Source organism: Paenibacillus sp. FSL R10-2778, from assembly GCF_038593035.1.
GTDB classification, from domain to species: Bacteria; Bacillota; Bacilli; order Paenibacillales; family Paenibacillaceae; genus Paenibacillus_AQ; species Paenibacillus_AQ odorifer.
On sequence record NZ_CP151956.1, the window covers coordinates 1,795,989 to 1,820,315 of the forward strand.

23 protein-coding genes are annotated in these 24,327 nt (G+C 42.3%); 17 read left to right on the plus strand and 6 right to left on the minus strand.

Annotation, left to right across the window (positions count from 1 at the left end; all coding sequences use genetic code 11):
- Positions 1-181: 181 nt before the first annotated feature.
- A complete protein-coding gene (locus tag NST40_RS07755; RefSeq protein ID WP_076126270.1) occupies positions 182-1,087 on the minus strand; it encodes an ArsR family transcriptional regulator in 906 nt (301 codons plus the stop codon).
- A gap of 276 nt (positions 1,088-1,363) precedes the next feature.
- On the opposite strand from NST40_RS07755, the gene NST40_RS07760 reads away from it, so the two are divergent.
- The 4 genes from NST40_RS07760 to NST40_RS07775 all read left to right on the plus strand — a co-directional run bounded on the left by NST40_RS07760 (position 1,364) and on the right by NST40_RS07775 (position 5,580).
- Positions 1,364-2,608: an extracellular solute-binding protein gene (locus NST40_RS07760; RefSeq protein ID WP_076101554.1), complete on the plus strand. Its 1,245-nt coding sequence runs from the start codon at positions 1,364-1,366 to the stop codon at positions 2,606-2,608.
- A gap of 79 nt (positions 2,609-2,687) precedes the next feature.
- The gene (locus NST40_RS07765; RefSeq protein WP_076126272.1) at positions 2,688-3,566 is read left to right on the plus strand and encodes a sugar ABC transporter permease; all 879 of its coding nucleotides are present in this window, start codon (positions 2,688-2,690) and stop codon (positions 3,564-3,566) included.
- 53 nt (positions 3,567-3,619) lie between these two features.
- Entirely contained in the window at positions 3,620-4,516 is an 897-nt protein-coding gene (locus NST40_RS07770) for a carbohydrate ABC transporter permease (RefSeq protein WP_036675639.1), read from the plus strand.
- Positions 4,517-4,620: 104 nt separating this feature from the next.
- Positions 4,621-5,580, plus strand: a complete 960-nt coding sequence (locus tag NST40_RS07775) for a family 43 glycosylhydrolase (RefSeq protein ID WP_076184723.1) — start codon at positions 4,621-4,623, stop codon at positions 5,578-5,580.
- Between the two features lie 334 nt (positions 5,581-5,914).
- Here NST40_RS07775 and NST40_RS07780 read toward each other — a convergent pair whose 3' ends face one another.
- Positions 5,915-6,727, minus strand: coding sequence for an ABC transporter permease subunit (locus tag NST40_RS07780; protein ID WP_076277095.1), 813 nt, complete (start codon positions 6,725-6,727; stop codon positions 5,915-5,917).
- Entirely contained in the window at positions 6,727-7,611 is an 885-nt protein-coding gene (locus tag NST40_RS07785; RefSeq protein ID WP_076279767.1) for an ABC transporter ATP-binding protein, read from the minus strand. The genes NST40_RS07780 and NST40_RS07785 overlap by 1 nt, the downstream gene beginning before the upstream one ends.
- 165 nt (positions 7,612-7,776) lie before the next feature.
- Here NST40_RS07785 and NST40_RS07790 point away from each other — a divergent pair, with 165 nt between their 5' ends.
- Positions 7,777-8,370: a TetR/AcrR family transcriptional regulator gene (locus NST40_RS07790; RefSeq protein WP_076277093.1), complete on the plus strand. Its 594-nt coding sequence runs from the start codon at positions 7,777-7,779 to the stop codon at positions 8,368-8,370.
- A gap of 37 nt (positions 8,371-8,407) precedes the next feature.
- Here the strand turns inward: NST40_RS07790 and NST40_RS07795 are convergent, their stop codons facing one another.
- Positions 8,408-9,904: an amidase gene (locus NST40_RS07795; RefSeq protein WP_342410577.1), complete on the minus strand. Its 1,497-nt coding sequence runs from the start codon at positions 9,902-9,904 to the stop codon at positions 8,408-8,410.
- A gap of 148 nt (positions 9,905-10,052) precedes the next feature.
- On the opposite strand from NST40_RS07795, the gene NST40_RS07800 reads away from it, so the two are divergent.
- On the plus strand, positions 10,053-10,520 hold the full coding sequence (locus NST40_RS07800) for a MarR family transcriptional regulator (protein WP_076126284.1): 468 nt from the start codon (positions 10,053-10,055) through the stop codon (positions 10,518-10,520).
- Between the two features lie 73 nt (positions 10,521-10,593).
- On the opposite strand, the gene NST40_RS07805 is transcribed toward NST40_RS07800, so the two are convergent.
- A complete protein-coding gene (locus tag NST40_RS07805; protein WP_256719025.1) occupies positions 10,594-12,189 on the minus strand; it encodes an MDR family MFS transporter in 1,596 nt (531 codons plus the stop codon).
- A 253-nt stretch (positions 12,190-12,442) separates the two neighbouring features.
- Here NST40_RS07805 and NST40_RS07810 point away from each other — a divergent pair, with 253 nt between their 5' ends.
- From NST40_RS07810 to NST40_RS07830, 5 genes are all read left to right on the plus strand, one after another.
- Positions 12,443-12,964: a MarR family transcriptional regulator gene (locus tag NST40_RS07810; RefSeq protein ID WP_076126288.1), complete on the plus strand. Its 522-nt coding sequence runs from the start codon at positions 12,443-12,445 to the stop codon at positions 12,962-12,964.
- Positions 12,965-13,033: 69 nt separating this feature from the next.
- Positions 13,034-13,780, plus strand: a complete 747-nt coding sequence (locus NST40_RS07815) for a metallophosphoesterase family protein (protein WP_305954103.1) — start codon at positions 13,034-13,036, stop codon at positions 13,778-13,780.
- Positions 13,781-13,860: 80 nt separating this feature from the next.
- Positions 13,861-14,898: a helix-turn-helix domain-containing protein gene (locus NST40_RS07820; protein WP_076277090.1), complete on the plus strand. Its 1,038-nt coding sequence runs from the start codon at positions 13,861-13,863 to the stop codon at positions 14,896-14,898.
- Positions 14,899-14,901: 3 nt separating this feature from the next.
- Entirely contained in the window at positions 14,902-16,164 is a 1,263-nt protein-coding gene (locus tag NST40_RS07825; RefSeq protein WP_076184718.1) for an FAD-dependent oxidoreductase, read from the plus strand.
- Between the two features lie 294 nt (positions 16,165-16,458).
- The gene (locus NST40_RS07830) at positions 16,459-17,376 is read left to right on the plus strand and encodes a DUF5692 family protein (RefSeq protein WP_076134042.1); all 918 of its coding nucleotides are present in this window, start codon (positions 16,459-16,461) and stop codon (positions 17,374-17,376) included.
- Between the two features lie 84 nt (positions 17,377-17,460).
- Here NST40_RS07830 and NST40_RS07835 read toward each other — a convergent pair whose 3' ends face one another.
- Positions 17,461-18,321: a type II CAAX endopeptidase family protein gene (locus NST40_RS07835; protein WP_076277089.1), complete on the minus strand. Its 861-nt coding sequence runs from the start codon at positions 18,319-18,321 to the stop codon at positions 17,461-17,463.
- Between the two features lie 521 nt (positions 18,322-18,842).
- On the opposite strand from NST40_RS07835, the gene alaS reads away from it, so the two are divergent.
- The 6 genes from alaS to mltG all read left to right on the plus strand — a co-directional run bounded on the left by alaS (position 18,843) and on the right by mltG (position 24,327).
- Positions 18,843-21,476, plus strand: coding sequence for an alanine--tRNA ligase (alaS, locus tag NST40_RS07840; protein WP_076126297.1), 2,634 nt, complete (start codon positions 18,843-18,845; stop codon positions 21,474-21,476).
- 314 nt (positions 21,477-21,790) lie between these two features.
- Positions 21,791-22,066: an IreB family regulatory phosphoprotein gene (locus tag NST40_RS07845; protein WP_036675601.1), complete on the plus strand. Its 276-nt coding sequence runs from the start codon at positions 21,791-21,793 to the stop codon at positions 22,064-22,066.
- The gene (gene ruvX / locus NST40_RS07850) at positions 22,063-22,482 is read left to right on the plus strand and encodes a Holliday junction resolvase RuvX (RefSeq protein ID WP_076277088.1); all 420 of its coding nucleotides are present in this window, start codon (positions 22,063-22,065) and stop codon (positions 22,480-22,482) included. The genes NST40_RS07845 and ruvX overlap by 4 nt, the downstream gene beginning before the upstream one ends.
- Positions 22,483-22,495: 13 nt before the next feature.
- Complete coding sequence (locus NST40_RS07855; RefSeq protein WP_038569507.1) at positions 22,496-22,804, plus strand: DUF1292 domain-containing protein; 309 nt, start codon at positions 22,496-22,498, stop codon at positions 22,802-22,804.
- On the plus strand, positions 22,797-23,105 hold the full coding sequence (locus NST40_RS07860) for a DUF1292 domain-containing protein (protein WP_076104918.1): 309 nt from the start codon (positions 22,797-22,799) through the stop codon (positions 23,103-23,105). Before NST40_RS07855 ends, NST40_RS07860 begins: the two co-directional genes overlap by 8 nt.
- 172 nt (positions 23,106-23,277) lie before the next feature.
- Positions 23,278-24,327 carry an endolytic transglycosylase MltG gene (mltG, locus tag NST40_RS07865; protein WP_256719024.1) on the plus strand — a complete coding sequence of 350 codons (1,050 nt, stop codon included), beginning with the start codon at positions 23,278-23,280 and terminating at the stop codon, positions 24,325-24,327.

Consider the following 24,327-nt stretch of genomic DNA (forward strand, 5'->3'; position numbering starts at 1 on the left):
GGTGATTACTGCTGAAGTGGATAAGAGTGAAATGCAGTGAATGGATGACAAGGCGGGATATATCAGCAAGATAAAGAGAGGGGATAGGGCATAACAGGTGGGGGGGAGCTAAAGAAGAATAGCTAATTAGTTGTTCACCCCCGCAAAAAAACCAGTTTTGCTTAGATCATAAATGAAAAATTTACAGATAGTACAATTTGAAAATAATATCTTGATCATGGTTTCCGAATTTTTTTCCGAAAATCGTTGCTCCTCCTACGTGTTTTGCATCTTCCTTCACTTCGATCCGAAAGGTCCAACGATCACAATTCGTATCTAAATCCTCAATCGAAACCTGAGACAGCGGGTCACCGTCAATGTAAGTTCCATTGTGGTTTGTAATTCTAATCGTTTTTAGCAATCCGTATTGATTGATATTGTGTGGCCACCATTCCGGTGTGAATTTACCTCTAGCATCAGCGAAATCTCCGGGGCTCGTCCAAGTCCCTAATTCCAAGCCATTCAAAGAAAAGGTGATGTCTGAAGGCCATACGTCATTAGCAAAGGGGAATTCGGAAGAAAGCTCTAAGCTAATCTCAAATTGCTGTAGGGTTTCCTCTTTTTTTAGGAAATTAGCGATATTATATTGCACATAACCTTGCGTGAACCAGAGAATCTCTGCGTCCACTCTTTTAGAATCCATGAAATACTTAGGTTCGTCTACTCTGCCGATAAACTCCTTATCCGTAGCAAGTCCGCAAGTAGGTTTCAGATCATAATCGGTATAATGACCAATCGGCACTGATGTCTCGTAGGAGGCAAAAGAGTGAAAGATTTTTTTCGGGAAGTTAATCTCAATATGATCCACCCTAAGGATTGAGATTTTTTGCATTCCTGATTTGCCAGGCACCTTTTCAGTTTTTATGAGCCCTGCATCTTCTAGTTTTTTAATGTGTTTGGTAACGATAGGACTGCTTATTTTAAGTTCTTCTGCCAAATCTTTGATGTTCATCTTATTTTTGGAGAGCAACTGAATAATTTTGATGCGTACTTCACTCGCTAAAGCTTCGTAAACAACAAGAGAGGATTTGTCGATTTCCAACTGCATTTTACCCACTTCTTTCAAAGTTATTTCATATACTGTAAAGTTTATTAATCTATATATAAAGTAACATGAAAGGTAACCGAAGTAAATATAATATCGCTTTCATCTCCGAGAGATGAATCAAAAGGTTAATTAAACGAAAAAAAATTCTGTTAAGTTTATTTAAATGTTATTGACTACGCTTTCACAATGAATGTATACTAATCTCAAGTTAATCGTTTTCAAAGAAAGTGAACATGAATGGTTATCTTAACATTACAGCTGCAGGGGGAGAGAGTAATGAAAAAGAAATTTGGAGTTTTATTAGCAACGGTTCTAACATTATCGACAGTTTTGGCAGGATGCGGTGGTAAAGATGATAGTAAGACGATTACGTTCTGGACACCGCTGACCGGTGATGACGGTGCTTATATGGATCAAATTGTTAAAAACTACAATGCAACGAATCCCGAAATCAAAGTAAAACATGTTATTACGGCTGATATGTACACAAAAATTTCTACAGTTTTGGCATCTAGCAAAGGTGTTCCTGATTTAGCAATTATCCACGCTGACCGTGTTCCTGGGTTTGTTAAACAAGGTGTACTGGAATCCATGCAAGATACCGTATTGCCAGCACAACCTGAACTGAAAGCTGAAAATTACTTACCACAAGCTTGGAACACTGGTAATATCGATGGAACTCAATACACAGTTCCTCTTGATATTCATAGTAACGTAATGTATTACAATAAAGATTTGCTGAAAAAATATAACGCTGAATCCTTCTTGGATGATAACGTTGTTACTATTGATGAAATGCTTTCCTTACAAGGTAAATTGGATGAAGGCGATTACGTAGTTAATGATGCCTTGCTGGGCTGGGTTATCTTGGCTCAAATTCAAGATTTGGGCGGGGATATCCAAGTCGATGGAAAACCGGCTGTTAATACCCCTGTATTTAAACAAGCGTTTGAAAATGTTAAGAAAATCGCTGATGCTGGCCTGATGACTCCATTTGGTGAAGACGGTTACTTGATGTTCCAATCTCAAAATGTACTTTTCTCGACAGACGGAACTTGGAGTTCTACAGCACATGCTGGGGTTGAAGGCTTGAACTTTGGCGTGACCAATGTTTATTCTCCTACTCCTGATAAATTCACCAACAGATCTTCTTCTCACTTGTTCGCTATGTTGAAAAATGATAAGAGAACAGACGAAAAAGAAGTGGGTATTGCTAACTTCTTGGAATATGTTCGTACGAATTCGATGGAATGGGCAAAAGCTGGACAAAACGTAGCAAGTAACGTAGTTAACCAAAGCCCTGAGTACAAAGACTTTATGCAATCCTTCTTTACATCTGATGAAAAAGAAATCGAATCCCTATACATTTACACCTATGAATACTACCCATACATTGCGGAAGCTGTAGATACTTACTGTGCGGATATCGTGCGTGGCAACGTTGATATTGATGAGACTTTGGCAACGATGCAAAAATTTGTTGAAGATAAAATTGCGGAAAGCAGCAGTGCAGCAAAATAAAGCAAAATAGAATAGATTGTACGAAGTAATGTGCCATGTTATGGTGCATTACTTTGTGCAAAAGGAGAAATGAATTCCTATGAAAAAGAAAATCAATTGGGCACCTGCTTTCTTTGTAGGTCCGCATGTCATTTTGTTTGCTGTCTTCATTTTAGTGCCAACGATTTATGGGATTTATGCTTCATTTACAAAATGGAATTTAATGAGTGATCCGGTATGGGTAGGCTTTGATAACTATAAGGCTATTCTTTTTGACAACAGTTCAACCTTTCATACTCAATTTTTCAGAGGTCTAAAAAATACACTGATTTTCGTTGCTATGTCTGTTCCGTTGCTGATTATTATTCCATTAATGGTCGCGGTGGCGTTGGAACATAAAAAAGTTAAAATGAAGAGCTTAATTCAATCTATTCTTTATATTCCTGGCTTGATTTCAATTTCTGCGGCAGCACTGATTTGGCTGTTGATCTTTAATAAGCAACTTGGGATCACTGGTAATCTATTTGGATCACAAATTGCTTGGCCTGCAAATCAACCCTATGCGTGGATTATTATCATTGTAATTACTTTATGGGGTGGTATTGGGGGCAACATGATTATCTATCGTGCTTCCTTAAGTGGCGTTTCTCAAGAGTTATATGAATCGGCTGAGCTCGATGGTGCGGGTTCTATTAAAAAATTCACTAGTATTACCTTGCCATCTATTCGTTTTCCATTAATTTATACCTTTGTTATGACAACTGCGGGTGCCTTTAATGTATTCGGCCAACCGTTAATGATGACCGATGGCGGACCTCGACAAAGTACACACGTTCTAATGATGTATATTCGTCAATTAGCTTTCGGTAACGGTGAGTCCATCGCCGGGATGGCATCAGCTATGGCAGTTTTACTGGGATTAGTTATTTTGGTGATCTCAGCGCTGCAATATTTTGTAATGAACCGAAATGCTTCATAGGTTCGCAGAAACTAATTGACTAACAAGGAAATGGAAAAGGTAGGTGTACTAAAATGTCAAACCAGGCAGTAAATCCAGTTGTAAATACAACAGGCAAAATAAAAGGCTCCTCCAGTGTAAGTATTTCAAAATATATTTCCTATATATTTCTAGGTATCCTATGTGTGATTTGGATCATTCCTGTTATATTCGGGATTTCCACCTCATTTAGATCACAAACGGAAGTAGTATCCTCGGGCTTTAGACTATTTCCTAAAGAGTGGGTCTTTGAGAACTACGTTACAATCCTAAACAATACCTCTACAGCTCCAATTCTACGTTGGTTAGGTAACTCATTGTTTATTGCCACATCTCACACCATTCTGGTTGTTATTGTTATTTCGATTACAGGTTTTGGTTACACCCGTATTAAGTTTAAAGGAAGAGACACATTGTTCTTCACTTTGCTGGGGATCTCCTTCTTTCCGGGTGTTGTTAACTTGATTCCTTCTTATAAAATCATTGACTCCTTTGGTTGGGTGAATACTTCCTGGGCTATGATTATCCCTGGTCTTGCGGGTATGGGTAATATCTTCTTGGTCAGACAGTTTATGAACGGTATCCCAAAAGAATTAGATGAATCGGCTAAAGTTGATGGTGCTAGTGACTTTAGAATTTTCGCGCAAATTATATTGCCGTTAGTTAAACCAATATTGATTGTTTGCGGATTGTTCTCCTTTACTGGATCTTGGAATGACTTCCTCTGGCCGGTTATTGTGTACACAGATGTAGACAAAATGCCAATTACCGCTGGTTTGCTCTTATTGCAAGACATCTACGGAAACTATCGTATGATCGGACAATTAATGGGCTCGGCAATCATGGCGATTATTCCAACATTGCTGCTATTCGTTTTTGCACAAAAATACTTCGTTCAATCCATCAACCTGAATTCGGGTATCAAAGGTTAGATCGAATGAACTTAAACTTAAATACACCTTGACTTCTTATAAGGAAGGGTGTGTTTTGGTGACCTGCAAATATAAAAAAAGAGATAAATATAGGAGTTGTCATTGTGAGAGAATTTAATGTGAAAAATCCACTAGTTGAGCAACGAGCAGATCCTTGGATCTATAAACATACTGACGGGTACTACTATTTCATAGCTTCAGTTCCGGAGTTCGATAGAATTGAGCTTCGCCGTTCTGAATCTATTCAAGGATTGGCTGAGGCTGAAGGAAAGACCATTTGGGTTAAGCATGAAACGGGTTTGATGAGTGCTAATATTTGGGCGCCAGAGATTCATTATATTGATGGAAAATGGTACGTGTATTATGCAGCTGCACATACCTCTGATACGAAAGATGGTTTATTTGATCATCGCATGTTTGCACTAGAAAATTCATCCGCAAATCCTTTAGAGGGTGAATGGGTGGAAAAGGGTCAAATAAAAACAAAATGGGAATCTTTTGCCTTGGATGCAACAACTTTTGAGCATAAAGGAGTTAGATATTACGTTTGGGCACAAAAAGATCCTGCTATCCCTGGCAATTCAAATATTTATATTTCCGAAATGGAGAACCCTTGGACACTAAAAGGCGAGCAGGTGTGCATCACCACTCCTGAATATGATTGGGAAAAAATCGGATTTTTGGTGAATGAAGGCGCGGCAATCCTTAAGCGTAATGGACGCATTTTCATGACTTTCTCAGCTAGTGCAACAGATCACAACTATTGTATGGGATTGTTGACTGCTGATGAGAATAGTGATTTGATGGATCCAAAATCATGGGTCAAGACACCTGAACCTGTGTTTACGACTTCTGAGGAAAACGGCCAATATGGTCCGGGACATAATAGCTTCACTGTCTCTGAGGATGGCACACAGGATATCCTTGTTTTCCATGCTAGAAGCTATAAGGAAATTGTCGGTGATCCGCTTTACGATCCGAATCGTCACGCACGTGTGCAAGTAATCCAGTGGAATGAAGACGGAACGCCAAACTTTGGTGTACCTAGACCGGATACGAAATAAAAAGGGATTTGTCGCATAAAACAACAGAGCAATGATTCTCCCAGAGGTGGAGAAACACTGCTCTGTTGTTTTTTATAAGAGTCATAGTTATAACCCTCCTGAGGCTTATGGACTCAGCTGACGCTATTTGCAAGTTTTTGGCCATTTGAGCAAGGTTGCGGACCCCAGTGCAGCTATTCCTTTAGAAAAGGTTCATTTTTGCTGTTCTTCAAGCCAATAACGACTTTAGGGTCCGTTAGGTACGCAAATTTGTGATAAAGTTGCATTTAAGGTCAACGGTGTCCGATAGTTGCTTCGGGAATGCGTAAAAGCGAGTTGATCAAATGAGGTACTCTTATAATGGAAGCTCCCGTCTTCTGAACAGCTCTACTCCCAAGGAAAAGGTGAACACTCCGATCAACAGCAGCCAACTGGAGACCTGAATTATCTCCACGTTGCCCTGAACGATTTCCCCGGGTTGATAGAAGGAGAATAAGGTTAGGAAACGCAGTCCTTCCAGTTTGTCGCTTATTTTACCGAGTAGATCCAGAGTGAAAAATCCGAAGGCGATGGCGCCGGAAATTCCGAGCGCTTTTTTCTCGTCATTACATACAGAGGACACGAGAAAGGTAAGGCCGCCTACGGCAAAAAACAATAAAAACGCCACGGTATTCAGCTGAGCGAAGCGACCACTGTTAAAGTCATATTCACTGCCAAGGAACCATGCTTTACCTAATAATCCGGCGAGGGTGGTTACACCCATAATTAAGAGTAATGCTGTAGTGAGAACAAGTGCCTGCGTGGTAGCGACTTTTCTCCGTGTAGTTGGGGCTATGAGCAGATAGGCCATGGAACCGCGATCCACGAGTCGAGCCATAAGCTGCGTTGACATTTGCACACAAACTATGGAAAGAATCAGAACTAGTATAAGTCCATAATATTCTCCGGAGATAAAAGCTTCAGCACTGGTAAATCCGCTATTTAATCCAAAGGCTTTACCCACACCCTCTGGCATCGCCTTAATAAGGTCATCAATTGCTTGTGTGCTCCCCGCAATCCCAGGATAAAGCCAGATCATAAACAGAATATAGAAGGCAGAACCAAAGGTGTAATTCAATATTCCTTTCAGGTTCACTCGCATCATTTCCTTATAGAGCGGAAGATTCATTACACTACCCCCTCGCGGTCATAATAGTCCATGAAGATGTCCTCCAGATTTTGCGTGAATACGTCGATGCTGCGGATATTGTATTTTCCAGTTTCCCGGATGAATCGGTCATAATTGCCCTGCACAGCTATGCGGACCCTATTTCCCTCGTGAGCTTCCACTTGTAGGCCGGAGGCGGCAAAATTCACTGCATCTTCACTATTCGCAAAAATGACCTCAAACAGCTTCCGTTGCATCGATTGCAGTTCATGAATATTTTTTACGGTGATAATCCGTCCGTCTTTAATAATTGCGGCGCGGTCACAGGTGCGTTCAATTTCTTGAAAGCTGTGTGAGGACATGAGAAAGGTGGTTCCGGCTGATTTTTCTTCCAGTACCAGATCAATAAATACCTTTTGCATGAGCGGGTCGAGACCCGAGGTAGGTTCATCCAGAATAATAACGTCAGGACTGTGCATAAAAGCAGCGACGATTCCGACCTTTTGCTTCATTCCCTTTGACATTTTTCGGATCGGAGTGGTGGCATCAAATTGCAAACGTTCAATCAGCTGCTCGCGTTTGGTAGTATTTTTGATTCCCTGCATGGCTGAGATAAATTTAAGGAAAGAAAGACCCGTCATCCCATCAAAAAAGTTGATTTCACCGGGTAAGTAGCCAATATGCTTCTGGACTGTCCCTTGTGCCTTCCATACATCAAGCCCATGGATACTCGCATGCCCTTGATCTGGTTTCATAAAACCCATGATATGCCGTATGGTCGTCGATTTACCCGCACCGTTAGGACCCAGAAATCCAAAAACCTCGCCTTTATTTACGGTAAATGTTACATCTTCGATTCCTTTGCCATTCGAAAATCGTTTAGTTAAGCCTTCTACTACCAGCATGCTGCCACCCCCGCCGCAAAATAATGAACTATTATGAATCAGATATTTCATATGTTATATTATTCCTAGTGGTTAATGAAGTCAATATAATTATGAAATAATTGAAATGAAATATTTCATTAAATTTGAATATGCATACTTAATAACGAAGTTAGGGTGGAAGCTATGAATGGATTTGAAAAGAGAGCAGCACAGATTAAACTCAAAATTATGAAAACTACCATGGAGATGCTCAAGAACTGGGAACCGAAACGTCTACGGATCGCTGATATTGCGAAAGAAGCAGGGGTCTCTCAGGTGACGATTTATAATTATTTTGGCAGCAAGGAAGCGCTGCTTAGTGAGTCTTTTAAGGACTTTGTTCAGAAGGAAATTCAGAAATTTGAAGATTACATTTATCAAGAGCATTCTCTAAAGGAGATTATGGGTTACATTCTAACCATGGAGAGGGAAACTTACAGCGGTTTATCTCCCGCAACTGTGAAGGAGCTTATGGTTGAGGATCAAGAAATGTTCCATTATATTGAGGAACGATATGCGAATGACATTTTGCCGGTGCTGGTGAAGATGGTCGAGGATGGGAAAGCGCGGGGAGAAATCTCAAATAAAGTATCCACCAAAGGGATACTTTCACTAATGGGGATGTATATGCGTAATGCAGGTGAACTTCTAGACGAAGCTAGCAAACAGGAAGATATGGATGCCTTCATCGAGGAAGCCATCCATATTTTCTTCTATGGCATTTGCGGGAAAGAGTAAGGGGAGCTTGAGCTGCGAGAGCATCACCCTTAATTGATCAGGTGAACAGCGGATTTCCATTCATGCCGACCCAAAGAGCGGATTGTTCAAGCTGGGCAGCAAGCTGAAGCAACAAATCTTCACGGCCTTTGTTCGCCATGACTTGAACGCCTAGCGGCAGGCCAGTTGCTGACTTATGGACGGGCACACTCATTGCAGGCTGGCCTGTCAGATTTGCGAGCTGGGTGAACGGTGTATAGGTTAGGCTTGGCTCAAACATCTCGTAAATTAAGCGGCTCTGTTCTTCTTTTGGCAATTCATTTACGTGCAGCAGCTTTGCTATCTCTGCAGGTTTATGCGTTAATTCACCAATTTTGGGAGCAGAGTTTGCATTCGTAGGTGTTATATATAAGTCGTAATGATTAAACAGTTCCGCCATTTGGGCGGCTGCAACGTCCCATTCATCCAGACTATGTACGAATTCGGCCGCTGAAACATTTTTTCCAGTCTCACCAAGGACCCACGTAATGATATCGACATCGTCAGCAGTTATGGAACGTCCCATATTTCTCTCCAGGGAGACGAACATCGCTGCTACCTCTCCGGCATTCATCGTATAGTAGTTCTCCATCAGTCTTGTGCCATTCACAGGACTTTCTGTTTCTTCAACCCCATGTCCTTCAGCTTCGAGCCAGTTCACGGTTTTGAGAACAGCATTTACGGCCTCTTCAGAGACAGGCGTACCTACTGGGGAAGCCGTCGTAAATCCAATTCGTAGTTTACGTTGCGTAGGCTTAAACAGGTCATCCAGATATACGCCCGGGTATAACGGGGTCTGGAAGGCGGCTTCTGGCTGCACAACCTGCAGCAGATCTAACATAGCAGCGCTATCGCGAACGGACCGGGTTAAGGCAAAATCAATAGAAGCCCCTTGCCATTGACGGCCGACTCCGGGTCCTACTGGTGTGCGCCCGCGCGTGGGTTTAAGTCCGAATAGGCCTGTGAATGAGGCGGGAATACGGATGGACCCACCACCATCACTGGCTCCCGCTACTGGAACAATACCAGAAGCTACAGCCGCTGCGGCTCCGCCACTTGAACCTCCAGGAGAATATTCGTGATTCCAAGGATTACGAGCAGGGCCATGGAGGACATTCTCTGTAATGTTTTTTAAGCCGAACTCGGGTGTATTCGTATGGCCAAGTGGAATAAAGCCGGCTTTCCTAATTCGTGCAACATAATTTGAATCCCACCGTGCGACATTGTTCTTCATCAGCATAGCCCCACAAGTGATGGGCTCGCCAGCGATAGATTGGGAAATATCTTTTAATAGAAACGGAACGCCAGCAAACGGCCGAGTGTTATCCTGAACAGGCATCTCGTCGGCTTCTCTAAGAGCAGCTTCACGACGGGTGCGCACCACCGCATTTATGACCGGATTGATCTCATCTAACCGAGCGAAGGCGGCTTCGACCAGCTCACGAGGTGAAATTTCACGTGCTTTGACAAGTGAAGCAAGTCCTAGAGCGTCATAGGTAGAGTAAGAAAAGGACAAATTAGATACCCACTTTCAATTTAGGATGATTATTATATTATACATCCCATTAGTTATTTTTTGAAAATGGGTAATCTGACATCTATCAATTCTTTTTTACGTCATATTAGGCTATACTTAGTGTTAAATGATTTTATGGGGTGTACTGATGAACGAAGAGAAATATCAGAATGTGGATGGATTAATGGAGGCTTTCCAACAATTCGCTAGAATGAACTGGCGTAAAACCACGATTTGGGGCTTGAAGCCAAGTGAGGTCCGGATGTTGGTTTCTTTAAAGCTTGGTAAAGAACGGGAAGGGAAGAAGGGACAGACGGTTTCGGAAATTAGCAAGTTTCTGAAAGTCACCTCTCCTACGGTTACCCAAATGCTCAATAGTCTGATTGCACAAGGATATGTGGTGCGTACTTCTGATGCACAGGATCGCCGAGTTAGTGAGATCACGCTTACGGAAAAAGGGGAGCATCTGGCTGAGATGGCTGTAACGAAATCCCGGAATACCTTTAAAGGTATGATTGATTACATGGGCAAAGAACAGACGGATACGTTAATGGAGCTGTTAAACGGAGTCTATGTTTACTTCGAAGAATTGAATGATCAACCAAACGAATCCTAGCCCTTCCTATAAAAAAAGAGATGCCGCACAGCCTAAGCTGTTACGGACATCTCTAATGTAAGGTTATTTGCGATTAATGTGCAGCAGGCACAGATTTTTCGAGTTTTTTACTCCCGTTTTTATCCTCTGCGTGTGTCTCCATTTTTTTCTCTCCACTACGTAATGGAATCTCTTTAAGGAACAGAACGAGCAGTGCTGCGATAACTAACAGCGCCGTACCACTTAAGAACACAACTGTCAGGGAATCGCTTAGTGCGTTCCGCAGCATCTCAATCAATTGATTGAAGAGCGGCTGGATTTGCTCTGGCAGTGTTGCATGCAATTCTTTAAGCTTAGGCTGATCTAGCAGCATTTGAGGATTCATAAAGGCAGAAAGCTGTTTAGCGGATTCAGGATCAAGTTTGGATAAATCCGGACCTTTGCCAGAGGACACCGCTGCCTCTAATTTTTTGGTTAATGAGGAGTTCATAATGGTACCCATGATGGCAATACCTATGGTTCCACCTAAATTACGGAATAAAGTATTTGTAGCAGTAGCAACACCTAGCATTGAAGGTGCTACAGCATTTTGTACGGTTAGTGTAAATACAGGCATCGATAGTCCTAACCCAACCCCGAAGATAATCATGCTGACTACAGCCGTAGCAATGTTACTCATAAAGGCCATTAATATCATGGCTACAACCATGAATGGCATCCCCATTAGAGCATAACGTTTATATTTTCCTGTTTTGGAGATCCATCTTCCCACTAAAGTACTTAGTACAATCATAGTAAGTGACATTGGCATATTGATGAAACCAGATTTAGTTGGGGAGACACCCTCTACCCCTTGCACGAAGAAAGGCAGGTAGATCATTGCGCCCATCATACCGGCATTCATCAGGAAGCCGACAATCATTGAGATGGATACGATGGAATTTTTAAATAAGGATAATGGCAATACTGGGCTTTTAGCTTTACGTTCAATCAGAATCAGGATAATCAGACCCAGAATGGAAGCCCCAAACAAGCCGAGAATCTCCGGAGAACCCCAGTCATATTTTGTTCCTGCCCATGAAAAGCCGAGCAAGAGCGCAACAATGGTCAGGGAAAGGAAAATGGAGCCTAAGTAGTCGATGGTCTCAGATGTAGAACGCGTGGTTTTAGGGAACATTTTCAAAATCATAAAGAAGGCCACGATCCCGAAAGGTAAGAAGATCCAGAAAATCCATTTCCAAGCCATGTGATCTACCATGAATCCGCCAAGGGTAGGACCAATTACGCTGGAGAAACCAAATATTGCCATCATAATTCCAGTCCACTTGGCTCTCTCTCTTGGAGCGAACAAATCACCTACAGCGGTTACGGTGGCCGACATTAGAATCCCGCCGCCTAGACCTTGAATCCCGCGATAAGTGATCATTTGAAAAATGTTGGTCGACAATCCGGATAGGAAAGCACCTATAATAAAAATGACAATCCCTGATAACAGGAAGGGCTTTCTTCCGTAAATATCGGATAATTTACCGACAAGTACGGTGGCGATGGTTGAGGTGAGCATATAGATGGTAATTACCCAGGTATAATGTTCAATACCTCCAAGCATCGCAATAATTCGGGGCATTGCTGTGCCCACAATCGTCTGGTTGATTGCTGCGAAAAACATAGCCGCCATTAAAGCAATCATAATTGTAACTTTCTTTTTCTGAGTGAGATGCTCCAGAGCAGTTCCTCTCCTTTAACTTCTATATATTGTAGTTTGGGAATTCATGTCGTAATAATTAGGTAGCCAAACTATCATTTATGTATAATACACAAATTCATCAATTAGCACAACAGGTTAATTATTAAATTTTAATTTAAAGAGAATTTGAATTTGACTTGATTTTTTGGGAATAGGTAAGTAATCTAATTAGATTGAGGTATATTGGAGGTGCCCTATGGATACCCATGACAATCAAGAGCAGAAGCTGATCATAGCCCTTGAAAATATAAAGCGTCTGACTGCTCGCCCCTACTCGATTGATGTAGTATCGTATAGAGAGTTTGTTATGATGTACGTCATTCACACTGTTATGAAGCAAAAGAAAGCCACTGAAGGTGACAAACAGCACCGGGGAGTTATGATTTCTAAATTAAGTGACCTGCTCCAGATAAGTAGACCTACTGCCACGCAAATGGCAAATACTTTGGAGGAAAAAGGTTACGTAGTGCGTACAACATCCGATACAGATCGTCGGGTCGTATATATCTGTCTGAGTGAGCTTGGAGAGCAGATTTATAGCAGGCAGATGGCATCCTATTCCGGTATTTTGAGTGAAATCACGCAAAAGGTCGGTAAGGAAGAGATCGACCAGCTGATCTTTTTGTGCGATCGTTTTCAAGAAGCGGTGCATGAGGTCAGAAGCCGTCATTTTTTTCCACAGTCGGATGAGGAGCCATTAGTTATAGATTCAGTATAGAAAGCCCAACATCAAAAGATATTCCTGCAGACCTGCGGGAACATCTTTTTTTGCATCTTAGAGCAAGGAGTGATTATCATCAGAATATTAGCAATTAGTGACATTCACGGAAGTTATGTAGAATTCAATGCCCTATTATCAAAAGTGAATTATCGCCCGTCGGAGGATAAGCTTATTTTAATGGGAGATTATGTGGATAGAGGTCTGGACAGTAAAGGAATTGTGGAGCAAGTGATGACTCTGCAGCAAGAATGTGGAGCTATAGTTCTCAAAGGAAATCACGATAAAATGGCTTGCGATGCGCTCACCAGCGATGATGATAAATTGGATACCCATTGGCTAACTAACGGCGGATTTCATACACTGATGAGTTATTGCGAGGCGGGCTACGAAGGATTGCAGAAGGATTTTGGCTGGAAGGATTATATGCAGCTAAAAGAAAAAATTAGGCGGGACTATAGACATCATATAGACTTTCTGAGCACATTGCCGCTTTATCATGAGACGGAAGAACATATTTTTGTTCATGCAGGCATTAATCCATTAATAGAGGATTGGAAGCAGCAGGACCCTTATGATTTTATCTGGATTAGAGAACCCTTTTATAAGAATCCGGTAGTTAGCACTAACAAAACGGTTGTTTTCGGTCATACTTCGACGATGGATCTGCATGATTCAGAAGAAATCTGGTTTAGTCCACTGGGAGATAAAATTGGCATAGATGGCGGCTGTGCATATGGCCAACGACTAAATTGCTTGGAGATTTCCGCAGGGAAATACATAACGCATTTTGTTCGGAATGGTGAGACGCTTTGAGCGTTCTCCCATTTTTTTTAGAATAGTAATGAATTAAACGTTAACTATGTATAAAATAAAGATAGGAGGGGTGCAAATAGGTGAATGCGAACAGCAAATATCATATCCTCATGCAAGGGGCCGTCAGCAAGAATGTGAGCGAAACCTGTAAGGAGTTTGGCATTTCCCGGACGATCTATTATAAGTGGTCTAAAGCTTATCAACAACATGGAATGGATGGACTTGGGGAGAAGAAAAGAAAGCCGGTAATGCCTAATAAAGTAGATAAGAGAACGGAAAGATTGATCTTGGAGTACGTCGCCAGATTTCCTGAGGATGGGCCTAAACGCATCTTTTATGAACTGCAAGATGAAGGTATGCAAATAGGGGAATCCGGTATTTATAATGTACTACGTCGAAACGGACTAAATAAACGAATAGAACGTGAAGCTTACGCCAATCAAATCAAAGCAAAGAAGAGGAATGGCGCACAATCCACTCACACTAAAGGATTTAAAGAGAAACGGAAAATACTAGATTATAAGATGAAGAATCCGATAAATGCTCATCCCGGGTATATGTGTCAGCAGAGTATTAGCTATTTGGGAGTTTTCCCGAGGGTCGGAAAGGTATATCAATATGTAATTTATGATGCCTACTCCAGACTAGGTCTAGTTAAGCTATACAATCGGAAATCTACCATTCATTTTATAGATTTTATGCATCTGAAAGTTCTCCCATTGATGAAGACATTAGATTTTCATATCGATAATCTGGTTACGAACAAAAGCCGTGAATTCATTACGAACTGGGACAGAGGAAAACATAAATATAGTGAATTTTTACATAAGAACAATATTAATCAAGTCGCTATAACGGTAGACCAAACAGAGATATTTCAGCCCTTGCAGCAATTTGCGGCGGTGTTGACCAAAGAATTCTACCAGCAGGCTTGGGTAGATGATACGATAGATTCTTTTGAAATTTTAGAAAAGCGCTTACATGAATACTTGAGAACCTACAACTTCAACAGGCAAATTACAGACGGACCTAATCAAGGTAAAATACCATCGGATGTCGCACTTGCCTATACGGGACAACGAGAAACTTTGCCATTATGGTTATTTACAAGGAGATAACGGATGATGACAAACACGAAGAATAAAGACCGAATTGGAATCATCGGTGCAGGGATTTCTGGGGTTACGGCTGCTTATGAATTAGCGAAAAAAGGATATACCAACATTACCCTCATGGAGAAGTCGGATAGAGTAGGAGGAAAGTGTCATTCTATTGAGTACAAAGGAAAAAGTTATGAAATGGGGACGCTAATCGGCCTGCCTACCTATAAACATACGATGGATTTTATGAGAGATTTTGATCTTATGGATAGGGGACCATTGTTAGAACGTGGATTTTTTGATAATAATGGGAGAAAAACTTCACAAATTCCCATGGAGCAGATAGAGGCGTTTACACAAGAATTCAAACGATTGCCGGATATTCTAAAACGCTATGAGTCTCTCCAAGAACCGGGTTTTCTCCACTTACCGCCAGATTTATGTCAGCCATTTTCGCAGTGGTGTGTAGAGAATAAGCTGTCTGTCCTTGAGCAGGTCTACATGCATTATTTTAATACTTTTGGATTCGGTGGTATCCATAATGTGCCCGCTGCATATGTGCTGAAATTTCTAAGCTATGATAATCTGTTGTCGTTTATTGAAATTACTCATATGATAACCTGGCCTAAGGGTGTTACTGAGCTGATTAGACGAATGGCCGACCAAGTGAACGATCTACGCCTGACTTGTGAAGTGCTTTTTATGGAGCAAGAACAAGATGGGCAGGTTCGAGTAGAGACGAGTCAGGACATCTTTTATTTTGACAAGGTCATTTATACAGCAGCTTTAGAGCAAATGGGCGATACAGTTAGCCTGTCAAGTGAGGACAAAACTTTATTAGCGAATATAACCTATGAATGGTTTAGGGTATATGCGTATAGAGTGAAGGGGTTGCCGGAGCTTTCTGGCTATATCCCCCGGAATATGTACCCTGAACGTAAAGGGCATATGATGGCATGGTACTATCGGTGGGCAGATATGGGAACTACGGATCTAGTTACGGTTTATGTAGCAGAGAATGAAGCTATGACTGATCTGGAAATGCGAGAGACGGTAGAAAATAAACTTCGCGAGCTGGGCGGAGAGAGCATTCGACTATATATGATGAAGCGTTGGAGGCATTTCCCACATGTGGATTCTAATGCGCTACATGAGGGATTTTATGAACGGGTTGATCAGATGCAGGGGAAAAACAATATCTATTTAGCTGGAGAAATCATGAACTTCCCTACACTTGAGAATTGTATTATATACGCGAAACACTTGGTTGAACGATTCTTTTGAATAACATTAATGAGGAACCTTGTCCACAAAGAAATTTGTCGACAAGGTTTTTTTACATTCAAGTTAGGTTTGCAGTATATAGTTCTATAGACATGTATTCTAATAGATTTCTCAGAAGAAAGGTAGAAAGTTTGGCGAATTCTAGTGCTAGGGTTGTGTAAACTCAACTTGAAATGAAACTAAAAAAACACTGATAAATCAACGTTTTAAGCGATTTGATCGTTTAAAGAGGGATAGGCTATATTGGACCTGAGACACAGATTACATACACCAACCTACAAGGAGGAGTAAAACATGTTTTTATTCGAATCGATTCCCTGGTACTCTGCGCTAATGTGGTTAGTAGTACTAGCAGGATTAATGTTTGTAAATGAAATCGCACGGAAGAGCAAGTGGTTCTCAATCATTCTGTTTATAGTTGTCCCTATTGTTCTTACCATAGCGGTTTGGCCAAATACGGCAGGAGAAGGCTCCAGTACTGGAACATGGTTTCACTGGGTAAAAGTATATTCTGCTTTGGCAGGATGTATAGGGTTTATGGCTATCCGTTATGTTAAAGGATGGGACAAAAATAAATATATATTAATGTTCCCGGCTATTATCCTTGCAGTTAACATTCTTGAAGCAGTTATTCGTGATTTCCAAGTGTACAGCTTGCAAGGTATGGTGGATGGCGTAATGATGGTAGGTGGTCCTTGGAACATTATGAACGGGATCGCAGGTATTCTGAACATTATTACGATTTCTGGTTGGATGGGTATTGTGATCAGTAAAGATAAGAGTAAAGATATGTTGTGGCCTGACCAGCTTTGGTTCTGGATCATTGCTTATGACATTTGGAACTTTGCCTATGTATATAATGCAGTTTCTGACCATTCCTTCTATGCAGGTGCAGCATTGTTGATCTCTTGTACTATCCCGGCGTTCTTCTTTAAAAAAGGGGCATGGCTGCAGCATCGTGCACAGACTTTGGCGATTTGGATGATGTTTACGATGTCGTTCCCGGCGTTTGTTGGCGAGTCAAAGTTCTCTGTACAATCCTCTCATAGTGAAACCGCTCTGTGGATAGTAAGTGCATTATCTTTAGCTGCTAATATTGCAGTGTTTGGTTATCATTTCTATAAAATCATCAAGCATAAACGCAATCCGCTTAAAGAGGAAGTTTATACGGATTTAGCTGCTTATAAAGCTATTGCAGAGGGTGCGAATTAATAGAGACATTATAGTAATAGTGATAGAAGTTCCTCCTGCTTAAAGGGGGGAACTTCTTTTTGTGAATAATTAAAGTTCTAATTATCAGAGCCCCATATCCGCCCGCTGCTGCGCACGAAATGTTTTCCTTTTTATACAAAGCAAAAGACAAGTCAGTAATAAGACACATAATAAAGTTGCCGTATACGTGAAATTGCTGTTCCAAAACACTATCTGAATATTCATTAATGAGTGAACGCCGATCACGAAAAATAAATTTCGGGTTAAGATATAGAGTAGAGCGAATATAATTCCTAGAATTAGAAGCATGATAAAATCATAAACAAACTCCATTCCAACTAATCCTGAGTAAATCCGGTTTGGGATATGTATGGCGGCAAAGATCGATTGTGAAATCAGCATTGCAGAGATCATCCGTGTAGTTTTGTTGTTGATTTTTTTTAAGTATAGATAGATTTGAACGAGCAGGAAGCCGCGAAATAAGATTTCTTCCAATAAAGCATTTCCGAAGACTTGACCTAGAATTTCACCGAAAACTAAATTTGAATGGCTGAAGATAGCATTGTTAAGTGTTAGCTCTGAGTGATTCAAGTGTACCATACACAAATCTACTATATTTATAGCGAGCCAAAACAGAAAGGTACCCAGCAGTCCGGCTCGTAATTTTTCTATTTTTAACCCAAAATCCCGGGGCGAAACTTTAGCTATCAGAATCAAAAAAATAATTACTTCTAAGAGAAGCCCAACTAGATTGGCGGCTAACGTTTCATTGATCCAGTGGTTTGTGTTTTTGGCAATAAAACTTAAATATCCATGCTCAAAAAGGATGAGATTAACCGCAAGAGTAAAGATAATATGAATAAAAATGAGGCTCGCTATAAAAAGGTAGTGTGTAGGCTTTGCTTCAAAAATCGATGATGGATTGAACTCCTTGGAGTGAAGCATCGACGGCAGTCCTCCTGATACAAAATATTCCAAATTAACCTTAGATTTCACTATATCCTTTTTGAGGCCAAGTTTACTGTTACAAAAATCATGTGTTATTCTTCACATTCGCCCATCCCCAGATTGACAGAAGCAAGGGCACTGGCTATACTTGAAATGTTAAAATGCAAATCGGACAAATCGTTGATGAAAATGAAGTACACCGGAGGATGGCTTGATCAGAGAAAAGGTTCCTTTACGAAACGTTTCGTAATGGCTGTGAGAACCTTGAAGACAGGCCGGTGGAAAGCTAATTTCGGAGTGTGAGATCAATGCTCACCGGGGGCGCCCGTTATCAGCCGCGACAAGGCGATCGTCTGCAATTGTCCCATTAGTGGGGTCAAGGCGATAACCAGGGTGGTACCGCGATATTAATCGTCCCTGAATTATTCAGGGGCGTTTTTTTTGTTTTTATTTTTTAGGTATTTTGTAATTTCCGGTGTAAATGCCGAAGTAAAAAGATGAGACGGGAGCTGTAAATGATGAAAGCAAGTGAAATTCGTTCCAAATGGCTTAAATTTTTTGAAAGTAAAGGTCACAAGATTGAACCAAGTGCGTCCCTCGTTCCTCACAACGATCCTTCGCTTCTGTGGATCAATGCGGGTATGGCACCTTTGAAAGTGTACTTCGATGGCCGGGAGGTTCCAGAAAATCCGCGCCTGACTAACTCACAAAAATGTATTCGTACCAATGATATCGAGAATGTGGGTAAGACACGCCGTCACCATACATTTTTCGAGATGCTGGGTAACTTCTCCATCGGCGATTATTTCAAAGAAGAAGCTATCACATGGGCTTGGGAGTTCCTAACCGGCAAAGAGTGGATCGGCTTTGACCCGGAACGTATTTCCGTAACGGTGTACGCAGAGGATGAAGAGGCATTTAAGCTGTGGAATGAAAAGGTTGGCCTGCCTGCTGAACGCATCATTAAGCTGGGCGACGATAATTTCTGGGATATTGGCGAAGGCCCATGCGGTCCTTGCTCGGAAATCTTTTATGACCGTGGTGAAGCTTACGGCAGTGATATGAGCGATCCGGAAATGTATCCAGGTGGAGAAAATGAACGCTGGTTAGAAGTATGGAACCTGGTGTTCTCACAATTCAACCATAACAAGGATGGCAGCTATACGCCGCTTCCGAATAAAAACATTGATACAGGGGCTGGCTTGGAGCGTTTTGCATCCATTCTACAGGATGTAGATTCGAACTTCGACACTGATTTGTTCCAACCTATTATTCAAAAGACAGCACAGCTCGCGGGTGTAACTTATAAAGATAACGTTGAGCAGGATATCGCGCTTAAAGTAATCGCTGACCATGTGCGTACTGTTACTTTTGCGGTAGGGGATGGAGTACTTCCTTCTAATGAAGGACGCGGTTATATTATCCGCCGTTTGCTTCGCCGTGCTGTTCGGTACGGAAAGACCTTGGGTCTGGATCGTCCATTCCTGTATGAGCTGACTGAAACCGTTGGCGAAATTATGGGTGTCTACTATCCATCCGTTGTGGACAACCGCGAATATATCGCAAAGATTATTCGTACTGAAGAAGAACGTTTCCACGAAACATTGTCTGACGGATTGGCTATTTTGGGTGAGATCAGTGCTAAAGCAAAAGCAGAGGGTCTCAGCAATATTGCTGGAGCCGATGCATTTAAGTTATATGATACTTATGGGTTCCCATTTGACCTGACCGAAGATTTCGCAGCGGAGCAAGGTTTAACTGTAGACCGAGAAGGTTTTGATGCGGCTATGCAGGAGCAACGTGACCGTGCGAGGGCTGCACGTCATGATGGCGGCAGCATGAAGATCCAGGGAGGCGCACTAGCAGACCTGACGGTTAAAAGTGAATTTGTTGGATATAATGACTCGGTAACAGAGTCGAAAATCCTGGCTATTGTTGTGGGTGATGAATTGGTAGATGTCGCCGGTGAAGGCGCAGAATGCCAAGTTATTCTTGATACAACACCGTTCTATGCTGAGAGCGGCGGACAAGTAAGTGACACGGGTGTGCTTACTGGGGGTTCAGTTACAGCTAAGGTAAAAGGACTCTTTAAAGCTCCACACGGCCAACACGTACATTTGGTAACTGTGGAAGCGGGAGAATTGAAAGTGGGCGAATCCGTTCGCGCGGAAGTGGATCGTGCGGAGCGTGAAGATATCGTGAAGAACCACACAGCTACCCATTTATTGCACAAAGCGCTTAAAGAAGTTCTTGGCGGGCATGTTAATCAAGCGGGATCTTTAGTGGAAGGTGCTCGTTTGCGGTTTGACTTCTCCCATTTTGGAGCGATTACTCCAGAAGAATTGAGCGATATCGAACATCGCGTAAATGCACAAATCTGGCGCGGTCTAGATGTAGTGATTGAGAACAAGCCGATTGATGAAGCTAAAGCAATGGGAGCAATGGCACTCTTTGGTGAAAAATACGGTAATATCGTCCGTGTCGTTCAAGTGGGCGATTACAGCCTTGAGCTTTGCGGTGGTTGTCATGTATCCAACACGTCGCAAATCGGAATTTTCAAGCTGCTTAGCGAAAGTGGCATTGGTTCCGGAGTGCGCCGCATCGAGGCGGTTACCGGACGTTACGCTTACCAGTTCACTGAAAGTCAGCTAGATTTGCTCAAACAATCAGCAGGCCTTCTTAAGTCTTCTCTGAATGACGTTCCGAAACGGATCGAAGCGCTGCATAACCAGGTGCGTGAGCTTTCGCGTGAGAATGAGTCCCTGCAATCCAAGCTGAGTGCTACTTTTGCTGCTGAACTTACAAGCAGTGTGAAGACAGTTGGCGCAGGTACGCAGCTCCTGGCTGTTGCTGTTCAAGCAGGCAATATGGATGCTTTGCGTTCCACAGCGGATGAATTGAAATCCAAGCTTCCGGATGCAGTGCTTGTACTAGGTGCGGCGATGGATGATAAGGTGAACTTTGTAGTATCTGTACCGCAAGACCTGGTGAAGAAAGGTTTCCACGCTGGTAAACTCGTTAAAGAAATTGCAGCGGTTTGCGGCGGTGGTGGCGGTGGGCGTCCAGATATGGCGCAAGCCGGCGGTAAAGATGCTTCTAAGCTAAACGAAGCATTGGCAAAGGCTGAAGAATTGGTAGCTTCCTTAGCCTAAGTTAAAATTACGAAACCATTTCTCTAACTAAACGTATTACGAGAAAACATAGCGGTACTGAGAGTTTGATATCAGTACCGCTACTCTTTATTAGCAGGATGTTAGATATTCATGAATAATTGTGCTTGACAATAGCTTAAAAGCCAAAAATATCATAATTTTTGTAGAGAAAATGCCAAAAAAAGCGTTAATAACGGGCAGGATTTCCTCGTTGGGGCATGAATATGTTATGATAAAGGAAGCAAGCGAGCTGCACAGTAGCAACTTTGCGAAGCCGTCCCAAAAGGCGATTTTGCAGAAGGAAGGTGTCACAAATGGACTCCATGGACAAAACGGTCAAATTCAATGTGAAGGGCGACGAAAAGGAAGCTTCTCCCCAGGAAATATTGCTAGCAGTATACGATGCACTGGTGGAGAAAGAGTATCATCCGATCAATCAGATCGTAGGGTATCTTCTTTCCGGAGATCCGGCTTACATTCCGCGCCATAACAATGCGAGAAGTTTGGTCCGGAGAAAAGAACGTGATGAGCTGATTGAAGAGCTGGTTAGATTCTATCTCGTCAATCACAGGGTGGACAATCCGAAATGAAGAAGAAGTTAGGTTTAGATTATGGCGACCGTAGAATCGGTGTAGCCACAAGTGATGTTTTTGGCTGGACGGCACAAGCTCTTGAAACGATTGAGCGCCGAGGTACGGGTAATGAGTTCGAACGCATTCGTGAACTTGTTGCAGAGCACGAAATTGGAGAGATTGTAGTTGGTCTACCGAAGAATATGAACGGCTCAGTAGGACCCCGGGGCGAAATCTGTATAGAGTTCGCTGATAAGCTACGGGAACAGTTAGATATGCCCGTACACCTTTGGGATGAGCGTCTGACGACGGTATCCGCAGAGCGGGTGCTGATTGAAGGGGACGTCAGCCGGAAGAAACGCAAGGGGATTGTGGATAAAATGGCTGCAGCCCTGATTTTGCAAAATTTTTTGGATGCTAACAGTAAAAGGTGAGGGGTGCGAGGATATGACAAACGAACAGATTGGCCAAGAGGAAGAACCGGAAATTATCTATATTCCCGATGAGGAAGGTAATGAAGAGGAATTCGAGGTCATTATGAAGTTTGAGGTTGATGGCTCGGACGCTAAGTATATGATGGTGGTTCCGCTAGACTCCGAGGACGAGGAAACCGATGAGGTATACGCGTTCCGTTATGTGGAAGAAGGCGACGATCTTCAATTGTTCATGATCGATAATGACGAGGAGTGGGCGATTGTCGAAGAGACTTTCAACACACTGGTCGACGAGTTGGACGGAGGATCGGAGAATGACTGAGATATCCGCTGATCAAGCGGTATGGACTTCACGGCTTAAAGAAGCCTACGGAGAAACTGTAGAACTGGAAGATGAGCAAGGCAAATCTTCCATTTACGATATTATCGCCGAATTTGAAGTCGGTGATCGCGGATATGCAGTGCTGAAAGGCTCTGGCAAAGACGTGGAGTATGAAATCCTGCGTATCGTTGTCTCTTCTGACGGACTTCCGGAATTGGAGAGCATTATGGACGATGAAGAGTGGGAAGACATCTCTGAGCTATACGATGAGATGACTTTTCCAGCAGATGGCGCTGAATAAAACTTAAACATGTACGTTACATTTATGATGGGCACGGAAGAGGGCGGAGAATTCCGCGCTCTTTTTGCTTGAAATGCGAGCAATATCCTATATACATCAATCTAAGGAAATATATATTGAATTTTAGGCAATACACTTTTATACTTTATAGTCGGAAAGTGAGGAACCAGACTTGAAATCCGCAATCCGTACTGTGTTAATCATTATTCTTTTGCTGGTAGCAGCAGGAGGTGGGGGCGCATGGTACATTTGGAACGGGATGCAGCCGGTAGAGCCTGCAGGTCCTGCTGTAACATTTACGATAGAGAAGGGCATGGGAAGTGCGGAGATTGCTGATCTGCTTGAGCAGAATGGCATTATCCGTAAGAGTCTTTTTTTTAAGGGATACTTGAAATGGACTAAAGAAGGCTCTAGCTTCAAAGCAGGTACTTATATCGCTAAGCCCGGTGACAGCTATGATGAACTCATTGCAAGATTAAATGCAGGTGATGTAGTTAAGGAAGAAACTGTGGTCTTTACTATCCCCGAAGGATATACTGCTGAGCAGATCGCTAAGAAGCTCGCTGAAGCCTGGAATCAGGATGCGGCTGCTTTTCTTGAAATTATGGATACTGGTGCAGGTTTGAAGGGGATTGATATTCTGGGTATCCCGCAGGATAAGAATCTACGCCACCGTCTTGAAGGATATTTATTCCCCGAAACCTATGAACTGGCCAAAGATAGCACGCCCCAGGAAGTTGTAGAAGCGCTTTTGGATCAGTTCCAGAAGAAGCTCGATACGATTCCTAACTGGCAGCAAAAGCTAGAAACGCGTGGATTGTCTCTGCATGAACTGTTGACCGTAGCTTCGCTGGTTGAGCGGGAAGTTGTGGTGGATAGTGAACGTCCGCTTGTGGCTGGTGTTATTTATAACCGCCTAAAGAAAGAGCAGAAGCTGGAGATCGACGCTACCGTTCAATATTTACTCAATAAGCAGAAGGAAAGACTTTTGTATAAAGATTTGGAAGTTGATAGTCCATATAATACGTATAAGAATATTGGACTTCCTCCGGGACCTATTAGTAATCCGGGGCTGGAGTCCATTCAAGCGGCACTCGAACCAGAAGCTTCTGAATATTACTTCTATGTGACCAAAAAAGATGGTACACAGGGCCATTTATTTGCTAAGACCTACAAGGAACATTTAGCCAATATCGAAAAAAGTATGCAAGAATCGAAATAA